Genomic DNA, 20,681 nt, shown 5'->3' on the forward strand with positions numbered 1-20,681 from the left:
ATATGCACTCACAGTGCGAAAAATATGCATTCATTGTGCGTACCGTGTGCGGCCCGTAGGCATCCTCTGGACAACACGTGTGCGGCATGAGTGCCGTTAACACGCATCCAAATTGGAGGATGTCTTGTTACGAAGATGGGTCGCCGCTTTGCCGCTGGCGCTCACGGCGACACTGCTCATCGGGTCGCCGGGAGTCGCCGCGCCGCAACAGTTGCAGGCGCAGCAACCGGAATCGGTCAAGTCGTTTCCGGTCACGGGGCAGGGACGCCCCAAGGATTTGTCACAAGGTGCCAGCGAGTCTGGCGCGATACTTCGCAAGCTGATTCGCTGGCCCGGCGCGGGAAGTGCCGAGGTGCGACTCGACGCGCAAAGCCGTCAGGCCGGGCAGCTGCCGGTTTCCTTCGGCGCGGCGAAACAGCCGGGCAAGGTGAGGGTGGAAGTGCTCGACCGGGCGACGCTGCCCGGCGGCTGGCGCAACGGCGTGGTCTTCCGTGTCACCGGGTCGACGGACGCTGAGGTCAGCGTCGACTACTCCGGCTTCGAAACGGCATTCGGCGGTGACTGGGCCGGGCGGCTCAAGCTCTACCAGCTGCCCGAGTGCGCACTGTCCACCCCGGAGGCCGCGGACTGCCAGGCCAAGCCCGTCAAGAGCAGCAACAACCGGGCGGCCAAGAAGGTCACTTCCGCAGCCGGTGCGCTGCAAGCTAAGCCAGCGGCGGGCGTGGAACTGCAGTCAGCCGCGCCAAGCGGAATGCTCATGGCGATGACGGCTGGAACATCAAGCGAGACAGGAGATTACGCGGCGACGAAACTCCAGGCGTCTTCGACGTGGACAGCGGGGGGTTCATCCGGCGATTTCTCATGGAACTATCCACTCGGTATGCCGCCGTCGCTCGGTGGGCCGTCACCGACGATCGCGCTCGGCTACTCCTCATCGGCCGTTGACGGGCGGACCAAGGCCACGAACAACCAGCCGTCATGGATTGGCCAGGGGTTCGAATACGACCCGGGGCACATCGCCCGGCAGTACACCCCCTGTGCCGATGACATGGGCACCTCGGGTGCCAACAACACCACCAAGACCGGGGATCTGTGCTTCGGCATGGACAACGCCAGCTTCAGCCTCAACGGCCGGGGCGGGGAACTGGTCAAGGATGATGTCTCGGGCAAGTGGCGGCTAAAGAGTGACGACGGATCGCGCATCGAGCGGCTCGACGACACATCAGTGCCGGGTGACAACACCGTCAACGGGGCATGGAGCAACGAGTACTGGAAGGTCACCACTCCCGATGGCACGCAATACTTCTTCGGCCTCAACCGGCTGACCGGCTGGGCGTCCGGGAACGCCGTCACCAACTCGGTGCTGACCGTTCCGGTGGCGGGCAACAACCCCGGCGAGCGGTGCAAGCAGACGCTGTTCAAGGACAGCTTCTGCGCGCAGGCACACCGCTGGAACCTGGACTACGTGATCGACCCGCACGGCAACACGATGTCGTACTGGTACACGAAGTCCACCAACAAGTATGCGAAGAACCAGAGCACGACTGAGGCCACCTCGTATGACCGTGAGGGTGTGCTGACGCGCATCGACTACGGCACGGACAACCGTTCCGGCGTCGACACCGTTTACACGGCCACGAAAGCGCCGATGCAGGTGGACTTCTCCACCAGCAACCGGTGCCTCACCACCTCATGCGGCACCAAGGACGAGGTGAACTGGCCGGACACGCCATGGGATCAGGAGTGCACGGGCACGACGTGTCTCGGGCTCGCCTCACCGTCGTTCTTCTCAACGGTCCGTCTGACGGGTGTCACCACGAAAGTCTGGGGTGGCTCGGCTTACCGGCCCGTCGACTCGTGGGCGTTCACCCATCAGTTCCCGCCGACGGGATCTGGTACCCCCAAGGGTCTTTGGCTGGAATCGATTGTCCGCACCGGGCACATCGGCACGCCAATCGCGATGCCCGAGGTGAACTTCGACTGGGTCGCGCTGGAGAACCGGGTCGACACCTATAACGGCACGAAGCCCACGATGAACTGGCACCGGATGAGCACCATCTGGACCGAAACCGGTGGCAAGATTAGCGTTCGCTACACCGACAAGCAGTGCGCGCCAGGCAACCTCCCGAGTGCGGCGCACACCAACACGATGCGCTGCTACCCGGTGCTGTTTGAGGAAGACGACGTCATGAAGACGGAGTATTTCCACAAGTATCTGGTGACGGAACTTTACGAAGCGGACCTGACCGGTGGGGGCACCGACAAGGTCACCAAGTATGAGTACCCAGGCACTCCCGCTTGGCGCTTCGCTGATGACAACGGCATCACGAAGGACAAGTTCCGCACGTGGGCCGATTACCGGGGCTACGACCGGGTTCTGATGAAGACGGGAGCGCCGGGCCAGGAAACGCTGACGGAGACGAAGTATTTCCGCGGCATGCACGGCAGCAAGGACACCCCGAGCGGGGGCAGCCGTGCGGTCAACGTCGCGGCTTCCATCGGCGCGTCCGTCCCCGACGAGGACGCCTATTCCGGAAAGGCGAGGGAGCAAACGACTTTCAACGGCTCGGAGACGGCACCGGTGACGCGGACCGTTAATGTGCCGTGGCAGTCGGCCGCGACGGCCAGCCAGGACCTGGGTGACACGACGAACCACGCCCGGTTCACCGCTGACGACGCCATTGTCTACTCGTCGGTCTTCCTCGACGGCGGCCGGGGCTGGCTCACCACCAAGAAGTCGAGCACCTTCGACGCGATGGGACTGGTCGACTTCGGCACCGATCACGGGAAGGTGAGCGCGGATGGGCTGACCGAGGTCTCCGGTGACGAGACGTGCAGCGACAACACCTATGTGCACAACACCACCAAGAACATCATCGGCCTGATTTCCCGTACGCAGTCGTTCGCGTTGGCCTGCACCGTGAACGGGGCACCGACACCGTCCACAAAGGACGACGTCATCGGCGATGAACGGACCGCCTTCGACGGGCTCGGCTTTGGCGCGACCCCGCTCAAGGGTCTGATCACTCAGACCGACGAGCTGAAGAGCTGGGCTTCCGGAACCGGAACGTCTTGGCTGACAACAGGAGTGGTCACGTATGACGTTTACGGCCGGCAGAAGCAACTCACCGACGTGCGCGGCAACATCACCACGACGACGTACACGCCGGAGCTCGGCGGGCCACTGACCAAAGTGGACACAGCCACTGCGCTGGGAACGGCGACGGAAGAACGCGAACCGGCGTGGGGTGTTCCAACCGCTTCCATTGACATCAACGGCAAGCGCACGGATATGGAGTATGACGCGCTCGGGCGGCTCGCCAATGTCTGGCTGCCGAACCGGCTCAAGAGCGGCAACCCTACTTCGCCCAGCATCAAGCACACATATCTCATCCGTAACACGGGAGGCGTTAACGCTGTCACGTCAAGCAGACTGAATGCCGCTGGCAACTATGTGCACTCGTATGCCCTCTACGACGGGCTGCTGCGCACACGCCAGACACAGGCCGCCGCGCAAGCCGGGGGCGGGACGGTGTTCACCGAAATCAAGTACGACGCGGCCGGGCGCGAGAGCGTTTCCAACGCCTTCTTCTACGACGCGACAGTAGCGCCGGGAACGGGGCTGCGGACCATCCTGGACTGGCAGCACAAGGCGCAAACGGTCACCGAATACGACCGGGCGAGCCGCGTGGTCGCCAAGGTGGTCAAGGCTTCCGGAGCGGAGAAGTTCCGCACCAGCACTAGCTATGGCGGTGACCGCAACTACGTTACCCCGCCGGCCGGTGCGACGCCGCTGACCACACTCACCGACGCCAGGGGACGCAAAACCGAGCTGCGCCAGCACTACGGCGGCTCACTGTCGGGTTCCTTTGACGCCACCACTTATGAGTACGACCGCAAGGGTCAGCTCATCAAGATCCTGGACGCCGCGAACAATGAGTGGCGGACGGAATATGGCATGCAGGGTCAGGTCCTGGCCAATGTGGACCCGGACAAGGGCCGCACCGAGTACAAGTACAACGACTACGGCGACCAGACCGAAGTGCTGGACGCGAGGGGCGAGAAGCTCGTCGTCGAATACGACACGCTCGGCCGTAAGCTCGCCGTTTACGACGACGCCATCAGCCCGGCCAAGAAGCGGTCGTCCTGGGCCTACGACCCCACAGGGTTCAAGGGTCAGCTGGCTTCGGCGAGCCGGTGGACCGGAACGAACCGTGAACACGAGTACAAACTACGGTTCCGCGGGTACACACCGCTTTACGCCTCAACGGGTGAGGACTACATCATCCCGGCCGTGGAGACCGGCCTCAGCGGTACGTACACGTTCACGCGAACCTACAAAGTGGACGGTAGCCCGGCCACGGTCGGCTACCCGAACGCTGGTGGCCTCGGTGGCGAAACCGTGACCTACACCTACGACAGCACGACTGGCCTGCCCGAGCAGGTGCAGACGAACTGGCCGGGTGCGGGGCAGTACATCACCAACATCGACCACACCGCGTTCGGTGAAGTCGGGTTCATGCAGTATCAGCAGACCGCGGGCAGCTGGCTCCAGCGTTCCCTCGTACACGACGAGACCACTCGCCGTGTCGTGCAGGACACGACGATTCGCCAGACCGCCCCGCAGTCGATTTCTGATGTGCACTACACCTTCGACGCTGTCGGAGCGGTCAAGAAGATCGCTGACACGGCCTCCAACGACACCCAGTGCTTCACGTCCGACGACCTCGGACGGCTGCAGTGGGCGTGGACACCGTCCAATGGAGACTGTGGTCCGGCTCCGGCCACGGCTGCCCTCGGCGGACCGGCGCCCTACCGGTACAAGTGGGATGTCAACAAGGTCGGCAACCGCACCAAGCAAACGGGAGAAGGAACCGAATCCACCTACACCTACCCGGCGGCGACGCAGGCGCGTCCGCACGCGGCCACCTCGGTGACCACGACGGGGTCAGGCGCGGGCACGAAGAACTACGCGTTCGACGTGGCCGGTTTCATGACCTGCCGCCCAGCGGCCGGCGCGCTGAGCAACACGTGCGGCGGAGCCAACAGCCAGGATCTTGTCTGGGACGCCGAAGGGCGCCTGGAGAGTGCGGCTAACGCCACGAACACCTACCTTTACACCGCTGACGGGGCGCGGCTCATCGCCCGCGATCCGTCGGGAACGACGCTGTATCTGTCCAACATGGAACTTCGGCGCCCGTCTAGCGGAGCGGTCACGGCCACTCGTTTCTACGCGCAGGGCGGGGCGACCTTCGCTCAGCGCACGAGCGGTGGCGTGGCCTGGCTCGCGGGCGATCACCAAGGGACGCAATCGATTTCGGTGGCGGCTGGCAATCAGGCTGTCACACAGCGACGGCAAACCCCTTACGGTGAAGACCGCGGAAGTGCCGTTACCTGGCCGAACAGCAAGGGTTTCGTGGGCGGGGACAAGGACCCGACCGGCCTGACCCATATCGGCGCCCGCGAGTACGACCCCGTACTGGGCAAGTTCACCAGCGTGGACCCGTTGTTCAACTCTGACGAACCGCAGACGATGAACAACTACGCCTACGCGAACAACAATCCGGTGACGCGCTCGGACCCGTCTGGAGCCTGTATCCCCGACGATGACAACCCTGGCCGCTGCATCCCCGGAACCCACGGGCGCAGCACACCGCCGGCACCGCTGCCAGAACAGAAATGCACCCCGTCCACCAGGAACTACTGCCACCCCCCGGGCGGCAATAAGACGACCACGCGGGAACTGGTGTTCGCCTGGATAACGGGTGCGATGCTGGGATGCCGGGGCAAGGGCTTGTCGAGTGGGCCGAACGATAGCTGTTACCTCACCGAGTACTTCCGCGACGGTGATGACTTCACCAAGAAGATCCAGGCTCTGCCGCACTTGGCCTACGCTCGCGCGGTCATTGCCGAACAGCTGCGAAACGGCGGGAAGGCGGCCTACGGGCACGAGCCCGGCGAGGTCCACAACCACAACAAGGACAAGAACGCCGTAGAGAAGATAGACACCTTGATCGGTGACATGCTCGGCATCGCCTCGTGGGGCGGCGTCGGTCACGAGGATCCCGCCTTCTTCCTCGGCTCCTTCGACCTCAACTGGGAAGTCGTGGGACATAGCGCCAACGGCGACCCGGTGGTTGAATTCCACTTGCTCAACGCGACGACGCAGGAGTCGGGCTCGCTGAAGCCGTCCAAGCTATGGAAATACAGCGCGGGCGGATTGGCGGGCGACGGTAACGACGCCAAGCCAGGCGAACGGTGGCTACAGCAGAGCGTGCGGTGGCGGGAAACCATCGACATGACGGTCCGGCCACTGCCGACACCGATGCCGGGGCCACCGTCGTCAACGGCACCGACCATCCTCGGGACGCCCAACCCGACGCCAGGCCCTGCGGTCAGATAGGAGAGATGACGATGCGCCGATGGTGGTGCCTAGCCCTGGTGCTGTTCGCCCTCACGGGATGCGGGCTGCTCAAGGACACCAGGATCGATGCTAAGCAGAGCGACGTGACGGGAACCTGGCGCGATCCAGACACCGGCATCGAACTCGTGCTCAGCGAGGCGATGACCTTCGAAACCAGCGACGCCGCACTGTACTTCCGGGGCTGCACCTCCTGCCTCCCGGAAGGTTTTACGGGCACGGTCAAGGGATCGGGGACCTGGGAGCTAGGCCCACCTACCGGCAAGAAGTCCGGGCCGAAGAACTACGTCCACCTGACCTTCACGAAGGTGGAAAACGATCACTTGGCTAAGTACATCCCGAGCACACTGGGTGTGCGCGTAGAACGTGACCCCGAGGGGACGCTTGTGCTTTCCGCTTACGACGGCAATGCCGAAACGGGATACGGGCACATTCTTTATAAAACCTCTTAGTGGGTACGCGGTGAGCGCCCCGTTCCCGGCCATCGCGGCCGGGGCGGGGCGTTCGCCGTTGTCAGCGCCGCAGATGGGCCTGGATCGCTTGCACCACAGCGAGTGTCTGCGCCGTGGCGTGCTCAGCTGACCAGACGATGCCATAGGTCAGCGACATACCCAGGTCGAACGGCACGAACACCACATCAGGGCGGCGAACCATCTCGGCCAAGGGTGCCGGAGCAGGCAGCACGCCACGGCGCGCCGCGACAAGGTCGAGTGCCGTGCTCCAGCTGTCGTGCTCATCGCCCTCGCGAAAGCCAACGCCTTCGGCCTGAAGGCGGCTGAGGAACTGGGCCCAGAAACTGCCCGGTGGCCGGTGCCGTGGCATCAGGAGGGTCCGGCGGGCTAACTGTCCGATGTGGACACGGGTCGCGGCGGCCAGCGGATCGACGGCTGGCACGGCCAGATGAGCGACAGGAATGTGGAAGCGGCCGGTCGTGGAATAGCCCGCTGGCAACGGCGTCGTCATGATCGCGACGGCGTCGCGGCCCAGTTCGGCTGTCGCTGAACTCCAGTCGGCGGGACGCAGCTCCACATTGATCGGTGGGGTCCGGCGGCCGAGCCACTGGGCGATCTGGGCCGCCAGGGTGCCCGTCAATGGGCAATAAGCCAGGCGAATAGTTTCCCCGGTCTCCACGGCCAGGCGCGTGGCTTCGGCGGTGAACGACTGAGCCCAGTCCAGCAGCTCCTCAGCATGTGGCAGGAGCATCTTGCCCGCCTCGGTGAGCTGCACGAAGCGGCTGCTGCGGTCAAAGAGCCGAAGATCCAGGGTGCGCTCAAGCCGCGCGATGGTCTGGCTGACCGCCGACTGGGACATGCCAAGCTCAGTGGCCGCCTTGGAAAAGCTCATGCGCTGTGCCACCAGCACGTAGCAGGCGATGTCCCGAAGCGGTGGGCCCGTCTCCATCGCCACAGTATGCCCAGGCCAAGCGGCTATAAGCGAGCGTGATAGTCGCCGCAGGCCCGGGCGGCCGGCCGGCACAATGCCGCTGTGACGATCTCCAACTACACCTCGACCGTGCTTGGCTATCCGAGGATCGGGCCGCGGCGAGAACTCAAACGCGCCCTGGAGTCCTATTGGGACGGCTCGCTCGATGTTGGGCAACTCCACGCCACGGCCCGCTCGCTGCGTCGGCAAACGTGGACCCAGCTGCGCGATCTGGGCCTGGATCTGTTGCCCTCTAACACGTTTTCTTACTACGACCAGGTGCTTGACACCGCTGTGCTGCTGGACCTGATTCCGGACCGGCACCGGGTGGGCGATGACCTGGCCAGCTACTTCGCGATGGCACGCGGAACCAAGGAGGTCGCCCCGCTGCCGATGACGAAGTGGTTCGACACCAACTACCACTACATCGTGCCAGAGATCGGCGCCGCGACGACGGTGAAGCTGAACGCGGCCAAGGTGCTCGGGGAGCTCGCCGAGGCACGCGAGCTGGGCCTGGAAACCCGGCCGGTGCTCGTTGGCCCGGTGACGTTCCTCCTGCTGTCGGACCCTTCGCCCGGGAGCGCCCCGGGATTCACGCCTTTGGACCGGCTAGACGATGTGCTCGCGATCTATGCCGAGCTGCTGGCCCTGCTGGCCGCCGAGGGAGTCGGCTGGGTGCAACTGGACGAACCGTCGCTCGTGACAGATCTGTCCGACCGTGAACTAGCCGCGGTCACTCAGGCCTATTCGTTTTTGGGCGGATTGCCCACGCGGCCCCAGCTCCTTGTCGCCAGCTACTTTGGCTCGCTGGGCGAGGCACTGCCCGCGCTAGCGAGCACAGCTATCGACGCGGTCGCCGTTGACCTGGTTCGCGGAACGACCGACAGCCTGGACCTGTTGGCAGGCAAGACCATCGTGGCCGGTGTCGTTTCCGGGCGTGACGTCTGGCGCACCGATCTCGCCCGAGCCTCGGAAACCTTGCGCGGCCTCGGATCTGACGTCATCGTCAGCACTTCGTGCTCGCTTTTGCACGTTCCCTACGACGTCGACGCTGAGTCAAATCTCGACCCCGCTTTGGCTTCGCGCCTCGCCTTCGCCCGGCAGAAGGTCGCCGAAGTCGTCGCCCTCGCCCGGGGCGAAGTAACCGCCTTGCGGGCCGAAGACGCGGCCAGGGCCGGCGCCGCGGCGCGGGAAGGGGTGACGCGGGAGGGCGTGGCGTCGGAAGGGGTGGCATCAGAACGCGTGGCGCGGGAAGGCGCGGCACGGGAACGCGTGGCAGCGGCAGGGGAAGGCTTCGCGCCGGCGGGCCCGGCCAGCGAGCCTGTGCGGGAGTGGGTGCCGCGCAAGGCGGAGCGGCGGAGTCCTTATACGACACGGGCCGCCGCGCAGGCCGCGCACTTGAACTTGCCCGTGCTGCCGGTGACGACGATCGGGTCGTTTCCGCAAACGGGAGACCTGCGGGCGGTCCGGGCAGGGGCGGTGGCTGGGCGGGTGAACGAACAGCAATACGAAGCCGCCATCGAGGACGAGATCGCCAAGGTGATCCGGCTTCAGGAAGAGCTGGGCCTCGACGTCCTCGTGCACGGGGAACCCGAGCGCAACGACATGGTGCAGTACTTCGCTGAGCGCCTAGAAGGATTCGCCACGACGCAGCACGGCTGGGTCCAGTCCTACGGCTCACGCTGCACCCGGCCACCGATCATGCACGGTGACGTGAGCCGTCCCGTACCAATGACGGTCCGCTGGGCCCGCTATGCCCAGTCACGCACGAGCAAACCGGTCAAGGGCATGCTGACCGGCCCGGTCACGATCGTCGCGTGGTCGTTCAAACGGGCCGACATCACGCTCGCGGAGTCGGTTTGGCAAGTGGCGCAAGCACTTCGCGATGAGGTGCGTGACCTTGAGGACGCCGGCATCTCGATCATCCAAGTGGACGAGCCGGCCCTGCGGGAGCTTCTGCCCCTGCGACGGTCCGCCCAAGCCGCGTATCTGGACTGGGCGGTCGAGGCTTACCGGCACACCACCTCGGGCGCCGCTGACCGTACCCAGATCCACACGCACCTGTGTTACTCCGACGCGGGAACGGTATTCGCCGCTATCGACGCCCTCGACGCCGATGTCACCACGATCGAATCGGCTCGTTCACATGGCCGGATTCTGGGCGGCGCGGCGGAATTCGAACGTGGCCTCGGCCCCGGCGTGTACGACATCCACTCGCCCCGCGTGCCCACGCTCGATGAAGTCACGGCCTCGGTCGCGGCCGCCGCGAAGGTGATCCCGCGTGAACGGTTGTGGGTCAATCCTGACTGTGGTCTCAAGACCAGGACCTATCCACAGGTCGAGGCGTCATTGAAGCATCTGGTCACGGCGGCACGGGCCGCCCGCGACCAAAAAGACCAATAAGCCTTCTGCATTCACAAGCGTGACCGCGGTCACGCCGTGGGGCATGGTGCGTAACACGCTTGCCATCTTTTCGTGACAAGGAGCCATGCCCCTCATGTTTAAGCGCATTCTCGCCGCGGCCGTGCCGGCACTCATGCTGGTGACGGCCGCGGCCTGTGCCGAGCAATCCGTCGGAGAGGCGAACCCGGGCGCATCAGCCGTCGCCTATCCGAGCAAGACACTGCAAATCATGGCACCGGCCGGAGCCGGTGGCGGCTGGGACCTGACGGCCCGTTCCATGCAGAAGGCGTTGCAGGAGGCGAACCTCCTCAACGGACAGTCGGCTGAAGTCCGCAATGTCACGGGGGCGGCGGGCACGATCGGGCTCGCGGAACTCGTGACGAGCCACGCCAAGGACGCGCACCAGCTCATGGTCACGGGTCTGGTCATGGTCGGTGGCGTCGTAACCAACAAGGCTCAGGTCGACCTGACGAAGACCACCCCGATCGCGACGCTGACCGCTGAGGCCGAAGTTATCGTGGTGCGCAACGATTCCAAATACACCAGCCTCAAGCAGCTCGTCGATGACGTGAAGGCCAACCCAACGTCGGTCAAGTGGGGCGGCGGTTCGGCCGGTGGCACCGACCAGATTCTTGTTGGCCTGCTAGCCAAAGCCGCCGGCGCTGACACCAAAACGGTAGCCAAGCAATACGTCGCCTACTCAGGCGGCGGGGAAACCAAGGCCGCCTTGCTTTCCGGTGACGTGAGCGTCGCGGTTTCGGGCGTCAGCGAATTCGCCGATCTGGTCAAGGCCGGCACCGTGCGGGCACTGGCCGTTTCCGGTGCCAGCAAGCAGGACGCGGGCAACGGCACGCCCGCACCGACCATTAAGGACGCCGGCTATGCCGTCGAGCTGATGAACTGGCGCGGAATCGTCGCCGCTCCTGGCATCAGCGACGCGGAACGCAAAGCCGTGATCGCGATGATCGACAAGCTGCACACCTCGGCCCAGTGGAAGCAGACGCTCACCGACAAGAAGTGGGACGACTTCTACAAGTCCGGTGACGAGGCCAAGGCGTTCTTCGAGTCGGAGACAACACGCATCAAGACAGTGCTGACCGAGATCGGTCTCGGCTAGTGACCGCGCCAACTCCGGGGGCGGCTAAGGCCGCCCCCGGTCCCTTGATCGCCGGGGTAGTCCTGCTCGGTGCTGGCGTTTACCTTCTCGTGCACGCGTTGTCGGCCGGGGACTTGACGCTTGGCGGGCCGGGGCTAGCGCCCGTCATCGTGACGGGTCTATGGGTCGCGGTGGCGGCATGTTATGTCGTGACAGCGTTTCTTGAACGGATCGCGGAAGCGGAAGACAAACCACGGTGGCTGACGCCTTTCCTGCTTTTGGGCGGGCTCATCGCGTACTCGCTGATATTGAAATTCACGGTTGTCGGCTATGTCCTGGCGACGGTGGTGTTCTTCGTGGGCTCCGCGCGGCTGCTGAGCGTTCGCCCTTGGCGTGAAGTGATAGTGCGCGACGTGAGTGTCGCGATAGGACTCTCGCTCGCCATCTACTTCGTCTTCACCCGATTGCTGGGCATCGCGTTGCCAGCGGGGGTGCTGCCGCTATGAGCGCGTTCACTGATCTGCTCAATGGGTTCGCGACCGTGCTGAGTCCGCAGAACCTGCTCTACGCGGCCATTGGTGTCACGATCGGCACGCTCATCGGGGTGCTGCCAGGCATCGGGCCCGCGCTGACGATCGCCTTGCTGCTGCCGGTGGCACTCAAGCTCGATGACCCCACGGGCACGCTCATCATGTTCGCCGGGATCTATTACGGCGCTATGTATGGCGGGTCAACGACGTCCATCCTGCTTAATACGCCGGGCGAATCCGCTTCTGTGGCAACCTCCATTGAGGGGTACCAGATGGCGCGCCGCGGCCGGGCGAGAGCCGCCTTGGCGACCGCCGCGATCGGCTCTTTTGTCGCGGGAACGATTTCCACGATCCTGCTGACGTTCGCCGCGGGCCCGATGGCGAGCCTCGCCGTGACGTTTCGCGCGTCGGACTACTTCGCGCTCGCGGTGCTGGCCATGGTGACGGTCACCGCGATGGTCGGCACGTCAATGGTCCGGGGCTTGATGTCACTGACGTTCGGGCTTTTTCTCGGCCTGATCGGCATCGATTCGCTAACGGGCCAAGCGCGGTTCACCTTCGGCATGCCGGAACTCCTTGATGGCGTGGACATTGTCGTCGTCATCGTCGGCCTGTTCGCGATCGGGGAGACGCTTTACATCGCGTCCCGGTTGCGCGAATTGCCCGCGAAGGTAGCGCCGCTGGAACCACCAGCGCACGGTGGGTTCGCGTGGATGAGCCGTCAAGACTGGTCGCGTTCGTGGCGGCCCTGGTTGCGGGGGACGGCGATTGGATTCCCCTTTGGCGCCTTGCCCTCCGGGGGAGCGGAGATCCCCACGTTCCTGTCCTACACCTACGAGAAGCGCCGCTCCAAGCACAGCAAGGAGTTTGGCGAAGGAGCGATCGAAGGTGTCGCTGGACCCGAGGCGGCCAACAACGCCTCGTTCTCCGGCGTGCTCGTTCCGTTGCTGACACTTGGCATTCCGACCTCGGCCACGGCGGCCGTGCTGCTCGCCGCGTTCGGCTACTTCGATCTGTCACCCGGGCCGCAGCTGTTCGAGAAGTCCCCGACGCTTGTGTGGGCACTGATCGCGTCGCTGTTCGTCGGCAATCTGATGCTGCTCGCCCTGAACCTGCCGATGATCCGGATCTGGGTTAAGGTGTTGCAGGTTCCCCGGCCCGTGCTGTACACCGGCATTCTCGTTTTCGCGACGCTGGGCGTTTACGCCGTGTCGGGCAACATCATCGACGTCATCATCGCCTTCGCGCTCGGTGTCATCGCGATGTTCATGCGGCACTTCAACTTCCCGTTAGCACCGGTGATTCTCGGGGTGATCCTGGGACCGATGATGGAGACCCAATTCCGGCGGGCGCTACTGCTGTCGGACAACGACCTTTCCATCTTCGTCAAGCGCCCGCTCACGCTCACCTTGCTGGTGCTCGCGGTGCTGGCGTTCGCGCTGCCGCACGTGCCGAAGCTGTTCAGACGCAAGCGGCTCGCCTTCGGGGAGGAAGACTAGCGAATCCAGCTGTAGCGGTGTTCTGGGCGGCCCGTCCCGCCGTAGCGTAAGCGCACCATGGCTTTTCCCGACTGCACCAGGTATTCGAGGTACCGCCTGGTGCTCACGCGGGAAAGCCCGGCGCGCTCAGCGCACTCGGCAGCGGACAGGTCGCCCTCGGCTTGCCTTAGCACGCCGACGACAAGCTCGGCCGTCGCGCCCGTGAGTCCCTTGGGCAGCGCGGTTTCGCCCGGCCGGAGCGTGCCAAACAGCCGGTCCACATCGGATTGTGCCGCTTCACCGGTGCCCTCAAGGCGGTTGAGCGCGGCCGCGTATCGTTCGAGCCGGTCGCGCAATGTCTCGAAGGTGAACGGCTTGATGATGTAGTGCACGACCCCGCCACGCAGCGCCGCCCGGATCGTGTCCACGTCGCGTGCGGCCGTGATCGCCAGGACGTCCACTTGGCTTGAGTCTTCGCGCAAGCGCTGCAACACTTCCAGCCCTGACATGTCGGGCAGGTAGATGTCGAGGAGCGCCAGATCTGGTTTCAGCTTCGCGGCCGCTTCGAGTGCCTCGGCCCCAGTGTGGGCGACCGCGGCCACGGTGAAGCCCGGGATGCGCTCGACGAATCCTTTGTGGATGCGCGCCACCATGAAATCGTCATCGACGACGAGCACCCGGGTCATGGCTTCGCCTTGCGGGGAAGGGGAATCCGGGCCGTGAACACGGCACCGTTCACATGCGCCTGGCCGCCGCGGGCGGCGCAGATGCGGCTCACCAGGGCCAGCCCGATGCCGCGGTGGCCGTCGGCATCCTTGGTCGTAAAGCCGCTGCGGAACACGTGCCCAGCGAGGGTCTCGTCCACGCCATGGCCGGAGTCGGTCACCTCCACGGTGACCGCGTCATCGTCTTGTGAGATAAGCACTTTCACCCATCCACCCGGCCCGGCCGCGTCAATGGCATTGTCCACCAGGTTTCCGGTCACCGTCACCAAATCGGCCGACAGGTGCTCGCCCGCTTGACCTGCCAGGCGGGAAGCCGGATCCACGATCAGTTCGACGCGCTGTTCGGCGGCCACGCTGGCCTTCGCGATCACGAGCGCCGCCAATGACGGATCACCGATGCGGGACTGGACGTCATGGCTGAGCGCTTCGTGTGTCTCGCCCGCCTGCACGATGAAACTGACCGCCTCGTCGTACTGACCGAGCTGCATGAGGCCGGCGATGGTGTGCAGGCGGTTGGTGAACTCGTGCGCCTGTGCCCGCAAGGTGTCGGTGGTCGTGCGGCTGACGTCAAGCTCGCGCTCCAGTGACGTCAGCTCGGTCTGGTCTCTGAGCGTCGTCACCGATCCGACCGTACGCCCGCGTACGACCACGGGCATCCGGTTCAGCACGAGCACACGGGAGTCGTGCACGACAACGTGGTCTGGTTCCCCCGAACCCTGCGTCAGCAGAGCGGACAGTTCCGGCCCGAGTCCCAGCGCGGTCACCGCCTTGCCCGCGGCGTCGCGCGGAAGGTTAAGCAGGCGAAGGGCTTCATCGTTGGCCAGGGTCACCCGCCCGGTGGCGTCAAGGCTGATCAGCCCTTCCTTGATGCCGTGCAGCATGGCTTCGCGGTGTTCCACCAAACCAGCGATCTCGGCCGGTTCCAGCCCAAGGGTCTGCCGCTTGATTCGGCGCGCCAGCAGCCACGAGCCCGTCACGCCAAGCGCGGACCCGAGCAGCAGATAGGTCACGAGGTCGGGCGCCGCGTTACCCAGCAGTTCCGGCAAGGAGGGGTATTCCTTGCCCACGATCACAATGCCGAGAAACTTGCCGGTTCCCGCTTCGAGCACTGGCGCGTGTGCCACGAGCGCTTTGGTGCCGTCCTCGATGACTCCAGTCCACGACTTGCCTTCGAGCGCTTCACTGTCAGCCAGCTGCGCCGGCCGTCCTCTGAGCTGACCCGTCACGACGATGCCGTGGGTGTCCGCCACCATCACGAAGTTCGCGCCTGAGGTGCCACGGGTCATTTCCGCGGCGGCCGCGAGGGGGCCGTACCAGACACTGCCTGCCATCCCGTGCCGCACGGTGTCATTGGTGGCGAGGCTCTCGGCGTGCAGCAGAAGCTTCTTGCCTTCGTCCCGGCGGAACGCCGCGTCGGACTGAGCCACGGACACAGCCGCGACCGCGAGCACGGCCAGGAGCACGATGCCAAGCTGAAGCAGCAGGATCTGCCGTGCCAGCGACAGCTGCCAGCGCATAGCGGCTCCTTCCCGGGCTGGTTACTGTTGGCGGGTGCTTCGCCGTACGGTACTCGCTGCACCGCTGCTAACGCTCCTCGCAGCGGCAGGATGCCGGTCCAGCGAAGAGGGCGATTTGCGGATTATGGTGCCCAATGCCCCTGGCAGTGGGTACGACATAACCGCTCGCACGATCGCCACAGCGCTCGACATGTCGAAGATCCGGCAGGGCATCGAGGTCTTCAACCTTCCCGGCGGCGGTGGCATGGCGGGGCTACAGCGCATGGTTTACGAGCGGGGCAACGGCTCGCTGCTGATGCTCATGGGACTGGGCCTCGTCGGCGTGCAGCACACGTCCCAAGCGGCGGTCACCCTCAACGAGGTGACCCCGATCGCGCGGCTCATCGAGGAACCCGAAATCGTCGTTGTCACCCCGGACTCTCCAATGCGGACACTCGCCGACCTCATGCGGGCGTGGACCGCTGACCCGGCTGCTCTTGCCGTGGGCGGCGGATCGGCTCCGGGCGGCCCAGACCATCTCGCCCCGATGCTGATGGCCAAGGCGGCCGGCATCGCCCCAACGGAAGTTCGCTACAAGCAATACGACGGCGGCGGCGCCTTGCTCGCGGCTGTTTTGTCCAAGCAGGTGACCTTCGCCGTGTCGAGCCTTGGCGAATATGCCGAGCAGGTCGACTCCGGTCAGCTGCGCGTCCTGGCGGTCACCAGCGGTCAGGCGTCGCCGGGCGTTGACGCGCCAACGTTGCGGGAAGCGGGCCTCGACGTGGTGTTCGCCAACTGGCGTGGTCTCGTCGCCCCGCCCAGACTTTCCGCCGCAGACGCGACGGCCTTGCTCACCTTGGCTGACCGCCTGCACGGCTCGGACGCTTGGCGCCAGGCCATCGCCAGCTACCGCTGGACCGATAGGTTCTTGGCTGGCAAAGACTTTGGGACATTCATGCGCGACGAGAACGCTCGCGTCGAGCAGATCCTTGCCGAGCTCGGGCTTAGATAGCGGTTTTACAGCGCGGCTTCTGGCGACAGTGGTGGCGCCGCCCTCAGACGGCAGACGCCACCACCGTGTCTGTTAGCCGGCCATCGCCTCAGCGGTGGTGCGCACCACCGTGCCGCGTGCGGCTAGCCATTGCACGAGCGCCGTGAAGTCGGCAAGCGTTACCGAATAGGCGTCACAGCGATCGCACACGCGATGGAACACGATCTGCACCCAGCCACCGCCGTTGGTTTCCGCCGCGGTGACGTAGGACTGCATCGTGGCCAAGGTGGTGCCACTCTTCACGTTCGCCGGAGTTCTCGTGGCGAACGCGTCAACCGGTGGCAACGTTTCGGCGAACGTCCGCCGTCCGTCCACTCCAGACACTCCGCGCCCGGTCGTATATCCGCATTCCGCGACGATCTGTTTCGCCGCCGCGTCAAAGGCTCCGAACGGATATGCGAACGAGACCGCCGCATAACCTCGTGACGTGAGAGCCGCCCGGTCGTCACAGACTTGATGCCGCAACGCGTCGGGTTTGAGCTTCTTCAGATTGAGATGGTCCACCGTGTGACCCGTGATCTCGTTTCCGTTGGCGGCCAGTGTCGCGAGCTGTTCCCACGACAGCGAACCTGGTGTGCCGATGGTGCCGCTGTTGACGTAGAACGTCGCTCGCAGTCCGTGCGCGGCAAGCACTTCGTTCACCTGAAACTGGTCGGCCGACCCGTCATCGAACTGCAAACTGACTACTGTTCCAGCTGCCGTTGTCATCAGATTCGGCGTGGCCACTGGCGTCACCGTCTGCCAGGCGAACGCCAGCGGTGAGGCGGCCGTCAAGTCGATCGCCGGTTCGATGTTCGGATAGGACTCGACGTTGTCGAGGAACTTGCTTCCGTGCCCGTCAAAGGCACCGAAACGGTTAGCCCCGCCCGGGGGACAGGCCCGTGTTCCGGTGACAGACCCGCGTCCCGTGATCGAGTTGGGTCCTTCCACCGCCGCGCCAACGAGTTGCGGCGCCGTGCCATCGAGCGTTCCCGCCAAGTTGGCGAGCTGATGATGCGGACAGTGTGGCCACACCTGTCCCGTACCGATGATGAACGACGAGCCCCAGGCGTTGGCGCCCAAGATGTTCCCGAGCCAGCGGTTGGCGTACACGCTATAGGAGTTGTTTCCCGTCAACGCGCCATACTCGGCCGCCATGACGGACAGGCCGGCACCGTGACTGGTCGTGTCCCAGGTGTTCCAAGGGAATCCGAACCCGAAGGGCTCCGTGCCGCCCTGTGCGACGGCGCGGTCTAGGGCCGCCTTCAAGTCGGCCACGAGAGCGGCTCGCGTGACGGGCAAACCCACTTCCGAGCCAGCGGTGGTGATAGCGCGGTGCAACTCGTAGTGCGCGAGGCCCGAAACGTCGTACAAATTAAGGGAATCTTTGGTTGTCACTCCAATATAGGCATTGGCCCAATGTGCCGCCTTCTGGAGGTAGAAAGCCGGATCGTTGTGGGGCAGTCCCGCTGGCGGCGGTCCAGCTTGCAGTGCGCGGGCAAGCTCGGCCGCACCCAGCTCCAGGTCATCACGCCACTCCGTCTCGGGATAGAACGAGAACGGGATGACGGTCACCAGATTGCCGGACGGGTTCGTGTTCGCGAGATCGAAAATGTGCTGCCCTTTGAGCAGACACGAGTTCGCGTAGACTGGGTCGCTGACGCGCCAGATCTGATAGCACAGAGCGAACGCTGCGGCCATTCTTCCGGCGAGGTTAGGGCTGATGAGGGTACCGGGTGAGTTGCTCCGGAAGACCGGCCGGTTGCGCAGATAGCGGTAACGCGGATCCGTTCCGCCGTAAGTGTCGTCGGCCTGCGGCAGCCGCCACACATCGTGATCGCCGTAGGTCTTCGCGTTCCCGCTGCCGATACCAACCTGATAGTAGAGCACGCCGTTGGCGTCGTCCCACATCTTCAGCAGCCAGTCGTTGCCGTGCCTGACCTCGTTGGTGAAACTCCCCATCGCGGCAGGGAAATCGCGGACTCCCACGGCTAGCAGATCCACCGTGTACGACGCTCCGTGCAGGAACTTCAAGTAATCGCCAGCGTCAGCCCAGCCGCCCGAGGCGTCGAGCGTCGCTCCGGTTGGCGTCAGATCGCCGGAGAACCGCCCAGAGGAGTTGACGTTGGGCGTGACGTAGGCCTTACCGTTCAGATCATTGAGATGCCCCGCAGCGGTCCGCAAAGCACTGGGGATGTAGTTCGGCCCGTCCCGCTGCACTTCGTAGTACTTCCGCGCGTTCGACAACGCCGTGGCATAGACAGCCGCTCCACTGCCGACAGTTACCGGCAGCGATGTCGCCGGAACACTGCCTGTGGTGCTGATGACGTATGTCCCGGCTGTGGTCACGGCGTCGAAGTCGATCGGGTGAACCGCTGGGAAAGCGCTGCTCCAGCTGCCAAGCGACGCGCCAACGGTTCCGGTTAGGACGGTCGTCCCCGAACTGGTCTTCACCGTGAACGGTGCTCCCGCCTGACTGGCCGAGGCCATCAGGTAGGCGCGTTTGGGGCCGGTCGCCGAGTACCCCACCTGGTTGATCCTGATGTGCGCGGCATCCGCGGCGGCCGCTGGGACAGCGACCAGGAACGAAGCGGATAAGGCCATCAGGACGACTATGGGCAATTTCCTCATGGTGCCTCCTAATAATTAGGCAGACTGACTAACAATTAAGGCATTCATGAAGATCTTTAGCAAGAGCGGTTTAAAGTGGCCAGGTGCGAGAGCTTGCAGACCTCGACCTCATCGACTGGTCCGAATTGGAGCACGCCTACGGCGAGGCCGCCGACGTCCCGGACCTATTGCGATCACTCGACGGCGACCCCGAAGCGTTCGGTGACCTGCTAGGAGCCTTATGCCACCAGGGCCACCGCTACTCCGCCAGCGCCGCCGCCGTGCCCTTCCTCGCCGGCCTAGTCTCGAAGACGGATGATCCGCCTTTCGTCCTATCTGTACTGATGTCGCTCGGCTACCTCGCCATCGGCGAAGACGACATCAACTCCTTCCCCGCCACCTGGGAAGCCCAAGGCACCGCCGACGCCGACGCGACAGCCGCCTACCTCGCCGTCCAACCCGAGATCCCATCGCTTGCCGCTTTCATCGCCCACCCCGACGGCATGGTCTCGTCGGCCGCCATCTGGCTCGTCTCCTGGTTCCCAGCCTTGACCAGCCAAACGCTGCCCCTCGTCACCGCCGCACCCGCCTCCACCCCCCGCACCATCGCCCGCGGCCTCCTCCGCGACCCTTCCATCCTTCTAACCGATGCGATTGCGCCAGACAGCGTGCCCTTCACCGAACCGGGCGCACAGGCCCGCGCTGTAACCGACCCGCTTCACCTTTCTCCGCTTGGCGACGTTCTGCTCTCGGGCTCAGGGCTTTCGGCGTCGGGCGAGCCAGTCGACAGTGCCGATCCCGAAGTTGCTGGCGAAGCCTGGCCTGAGGCAGTGGCAGCGATGTGTGTGGACCCAAGCGAGTCGTCATTCGACCGTCTTGCTGCTTGTGCTCGCCTTCTGCGGGAACCGGAACTCACCGATCCCACGATTCCTTACATGCAAGGCGATGTAGCCAAGATTCTGGCCGCTGCTTTGCGTCTCGCACCGGCATCACGCCATTCTGAAGCCAAGCAAGCGATCCGCATCATCGCGAGCAGGCTGAAGGGATCAGGCACCGTTCACCTAACCCGCATCCTTGAGGAACTCACGCCCTAGCCGAACGATCACGTTCGTAAGTGGTAGAGGTTGCGTTGTGGTCTTTGTGTCGGGTCGGGCCATGCCGGTGGGGTGAATTCGGGGTGGCCGTTGTTGGTGATGGTGACGTGCCATTCGTTGTGGTGTAGGAGTCGGTGGTGGAAGCCGCAGATGAGGACGCTGTTGTTTAGGNTNGTNNNNCCGCCGTCGATCCAGTGGTTGATGTGGTGTGCGTGGCACCATTTGGGTGGGCGGTCGCAGCCGGGGAAGGCGCATCCTTTGTCGCGCAGGGTGAGGGCGCGGCGTAGTGGGCCGGTGATGAGGCGGCGTTCGCGGCCGAGGTCGAGTGGGACGCTGTTGGTGTCCAGGATGGACGGGATGATCCCGGCGTCGCAGG

Annotated in this window: 12 protein-coding genes; 8 read left to right on the plus strand and 4 right to left on the minus strand. The window is 64.6% G+C overall.

The window, feature by feature from the left end:
- The first annotated feature begins 124 nt into the window (after positions 1–124).
- Together A3E1_RS40960 and A3E1_RS0118960 are read left to right on the plus strand one after the other, a co-directional pair.
- Positions 125–6,403 carry an RHS repeat domain-containing protein gene (locus A3E1_RS40960; RefSeq protein WP_157631605.1) on the plus strand — a complete coding sequence of 2,093 codons (6,279 nt, stop codon included), beginning with the start codon at positions 125–127 and terminating at the stop codon, positions 6,401–6,403.
- A 5-nt stretch (positions 6,404–6,408) separates the two neighbouring features.
- A complete protein-coding gene (locus tag A3E1_RS0118960; protein WP_020522374.1) occupies positions 6,409–6,873 on the plus strand; it encodes a hypothetical protein in 465 nt (154 codons plus the stop codon).
- A gap of 61 nt (positions 6,874–6,934) precedes the next feature.
- On the opposite strand, the gene A3E1_RS0118965 is transcribed toward A3E1_RS0118960, so the two are convergent.
- Positions 6,935–7,822: a LysR family transcriptional regulator gene (locus A3E1_RS0118965; RefSeq protein WP_020522375.1), complete on the minus strand. Its 888-nt coding sequence runs from the start codon at positions 7,820–7,822 to the stop codon at positions 6,935–6,937.
- A gap of 84 nt (positions 7,823–7,906) precedes the next feature.
- Between A3E1_RS0118965 and metE the strand changes: the two genes are divergently transcribed.
- The 4 genes from metE to A3E1_RS0118985 all read left to right on the plus strand — a co-directional run bounded on the left by metE (position 7,907) and on the right by A3E1_RS0118985 (position 13,371).
- Positions 7,907–10,246 (plus strand): 5-methyltetrahydropteroyltriglutamate--homocysteine S-methyltransferase, encoded by a 2,340-nt coding sequence (metE, locus tag A3E1_RS0118970; protein ID WP_020522376.1) that lies wholly within the window; start codon positions 7,907–7,909, stop codon positions 10,244–10,246.
- A 94-nt stretch (positions 10,247–10,340) separates the two neighbouring features.
- Positions 10,341–11,363, plus strand: a complete 1,023-nt coding sequence (locus tag A3E1_RS0118975; RefSeq protein ID WP_020522377.1) for a Bug family tripartite tricarboxylate transporter substrate binding protein — start codon at positions 10,341–10,343, stop codon at positions 11,361–11,363.
- Positions 11,363–11,848 carry a tripartite tricarboxylate transporter TctB family protein gene (locus A3E1_RS44900; RefSeq protein ID WP_051105073.1) on the plus strand — a complete coding sequence of 162 codons (486 nt, stop codon included), beginning with the start codon at positions 11,363–11,365 and terminating at the stop codon, positions 11,846–11,848. Before A3E1_RS0118975 ends, A3E1_RS44900 begins: the two co-directional genes overlap by 1 nt.
- Positions 11,845–13,371 carry a tripartite tricarboxylate transporter permease gene (locus A3E1_RS0118985; RefSeq protein WP_020522379.1) on the plus strand — a complete coding sequence of 509 codons (1,527 nt, stop codon included), beginning with the start codon at positions 11,845–11,847 and terminating at the stop codon, positions 13,369–13,371. Before A3E1_RS44900 ends, A3E1_RS0118985 begins: the two co-directional genes overlap by 4 nt.
- Here the strand turns inward: A3E1_RS0118985 and A3E1_RS0118990 are convergent.
- Both A3E1_RS0118990 and A3E1_RS0118995 read right to left on the minus strand, forming a co-directional pair.
- A complete protein-coding gene (locus tag A3E1_RS0118990) occupies positions 13,368–14,036 on the minus strand; it encodes a response regulator (protein WP_020522380.1) in 669 nt (222 codons plus the stop codon). The two genes, A3E1_RS0118985 and A3E1_RS0118990, sit on opposite strands and share 4 nt — an antisense overlap.
- Entirely contained in the window at positions 14,033–15,592 is a 1,560-nt protein-coding gene (locus A3E1_RS0118995; RefSeq protein WP_020522381.1) for a sensor histidine kinase, read from the minus strand. Before A3E1_RS0118995 ends, A3E1_RS0118990 begins: the two co-directional genes overlap by 4 nt.
- A 34-nt stretch (positions 15,593–15,626) precedes the next feature.
- Here A3E1_RS0118995 and A3E1_RS0119000 point away from each other — a divergent pair, with 34 nt between their 5' ends.
- The gene (locus A3E1_RS0119000; RefSeq protein WP_026208591.1) at positions 15,627–16,583 is read left to right on the plus strand and encodes a Bug family tripartite tricarboxylate transporter substrate binding protein; all 957 of its coding nucleotides are present in this window, start codon (positions 15,627–15,629) and stop codon (positions 16,581–16,583) included.
- Positions 16,584–16,655: 72 nt separating this feature from the next.
- On the opposite strand, the gene A3E1_RS40970 is transcribed toward A3E1_RS0119000, so the two are convergent.
- The gene (locus tag A3E1_RS40970; RefSeq protein WP_083929548.1) at positions 16,656–19,232 is read right to left on the minus strand and encodes a glycoside hydrolase family 9 protein; all 2,577 of its coding nucleotides are present in this window, start codon (positions 19,230–19,232) and stop codon (positions 16,656–16,658) included.
- Positions 19,233–19,315: 83 nt separating this feature from the next.
- Here A3E1_RS40970 and A3E1_RS0119010 point away from each other — a divergent pair, with 83 nt between their 5' ends.
- A complete protein-coding gene (locus A3E1_RS0119010; RefSeq protein WP_020522384.1) occupies positions 19,316–20,305 on the plus strand; it encodes a hypothetical protein in 990 nt (329 codons plus the stop codon).
- Positions 20,306–20,681: the final 376 nt, after the last annotated feature.

It is taken from the genome of Catelliglobosispora koreensis DSM 44566, assembly GCF_000379685.1.
GTDB lineage: Bacteria > Actinomycetota > Actinomycetes > Mycobacteriales > Micromonosporaceae > Catelliglobosispora > Catelliglobosispora koreensis.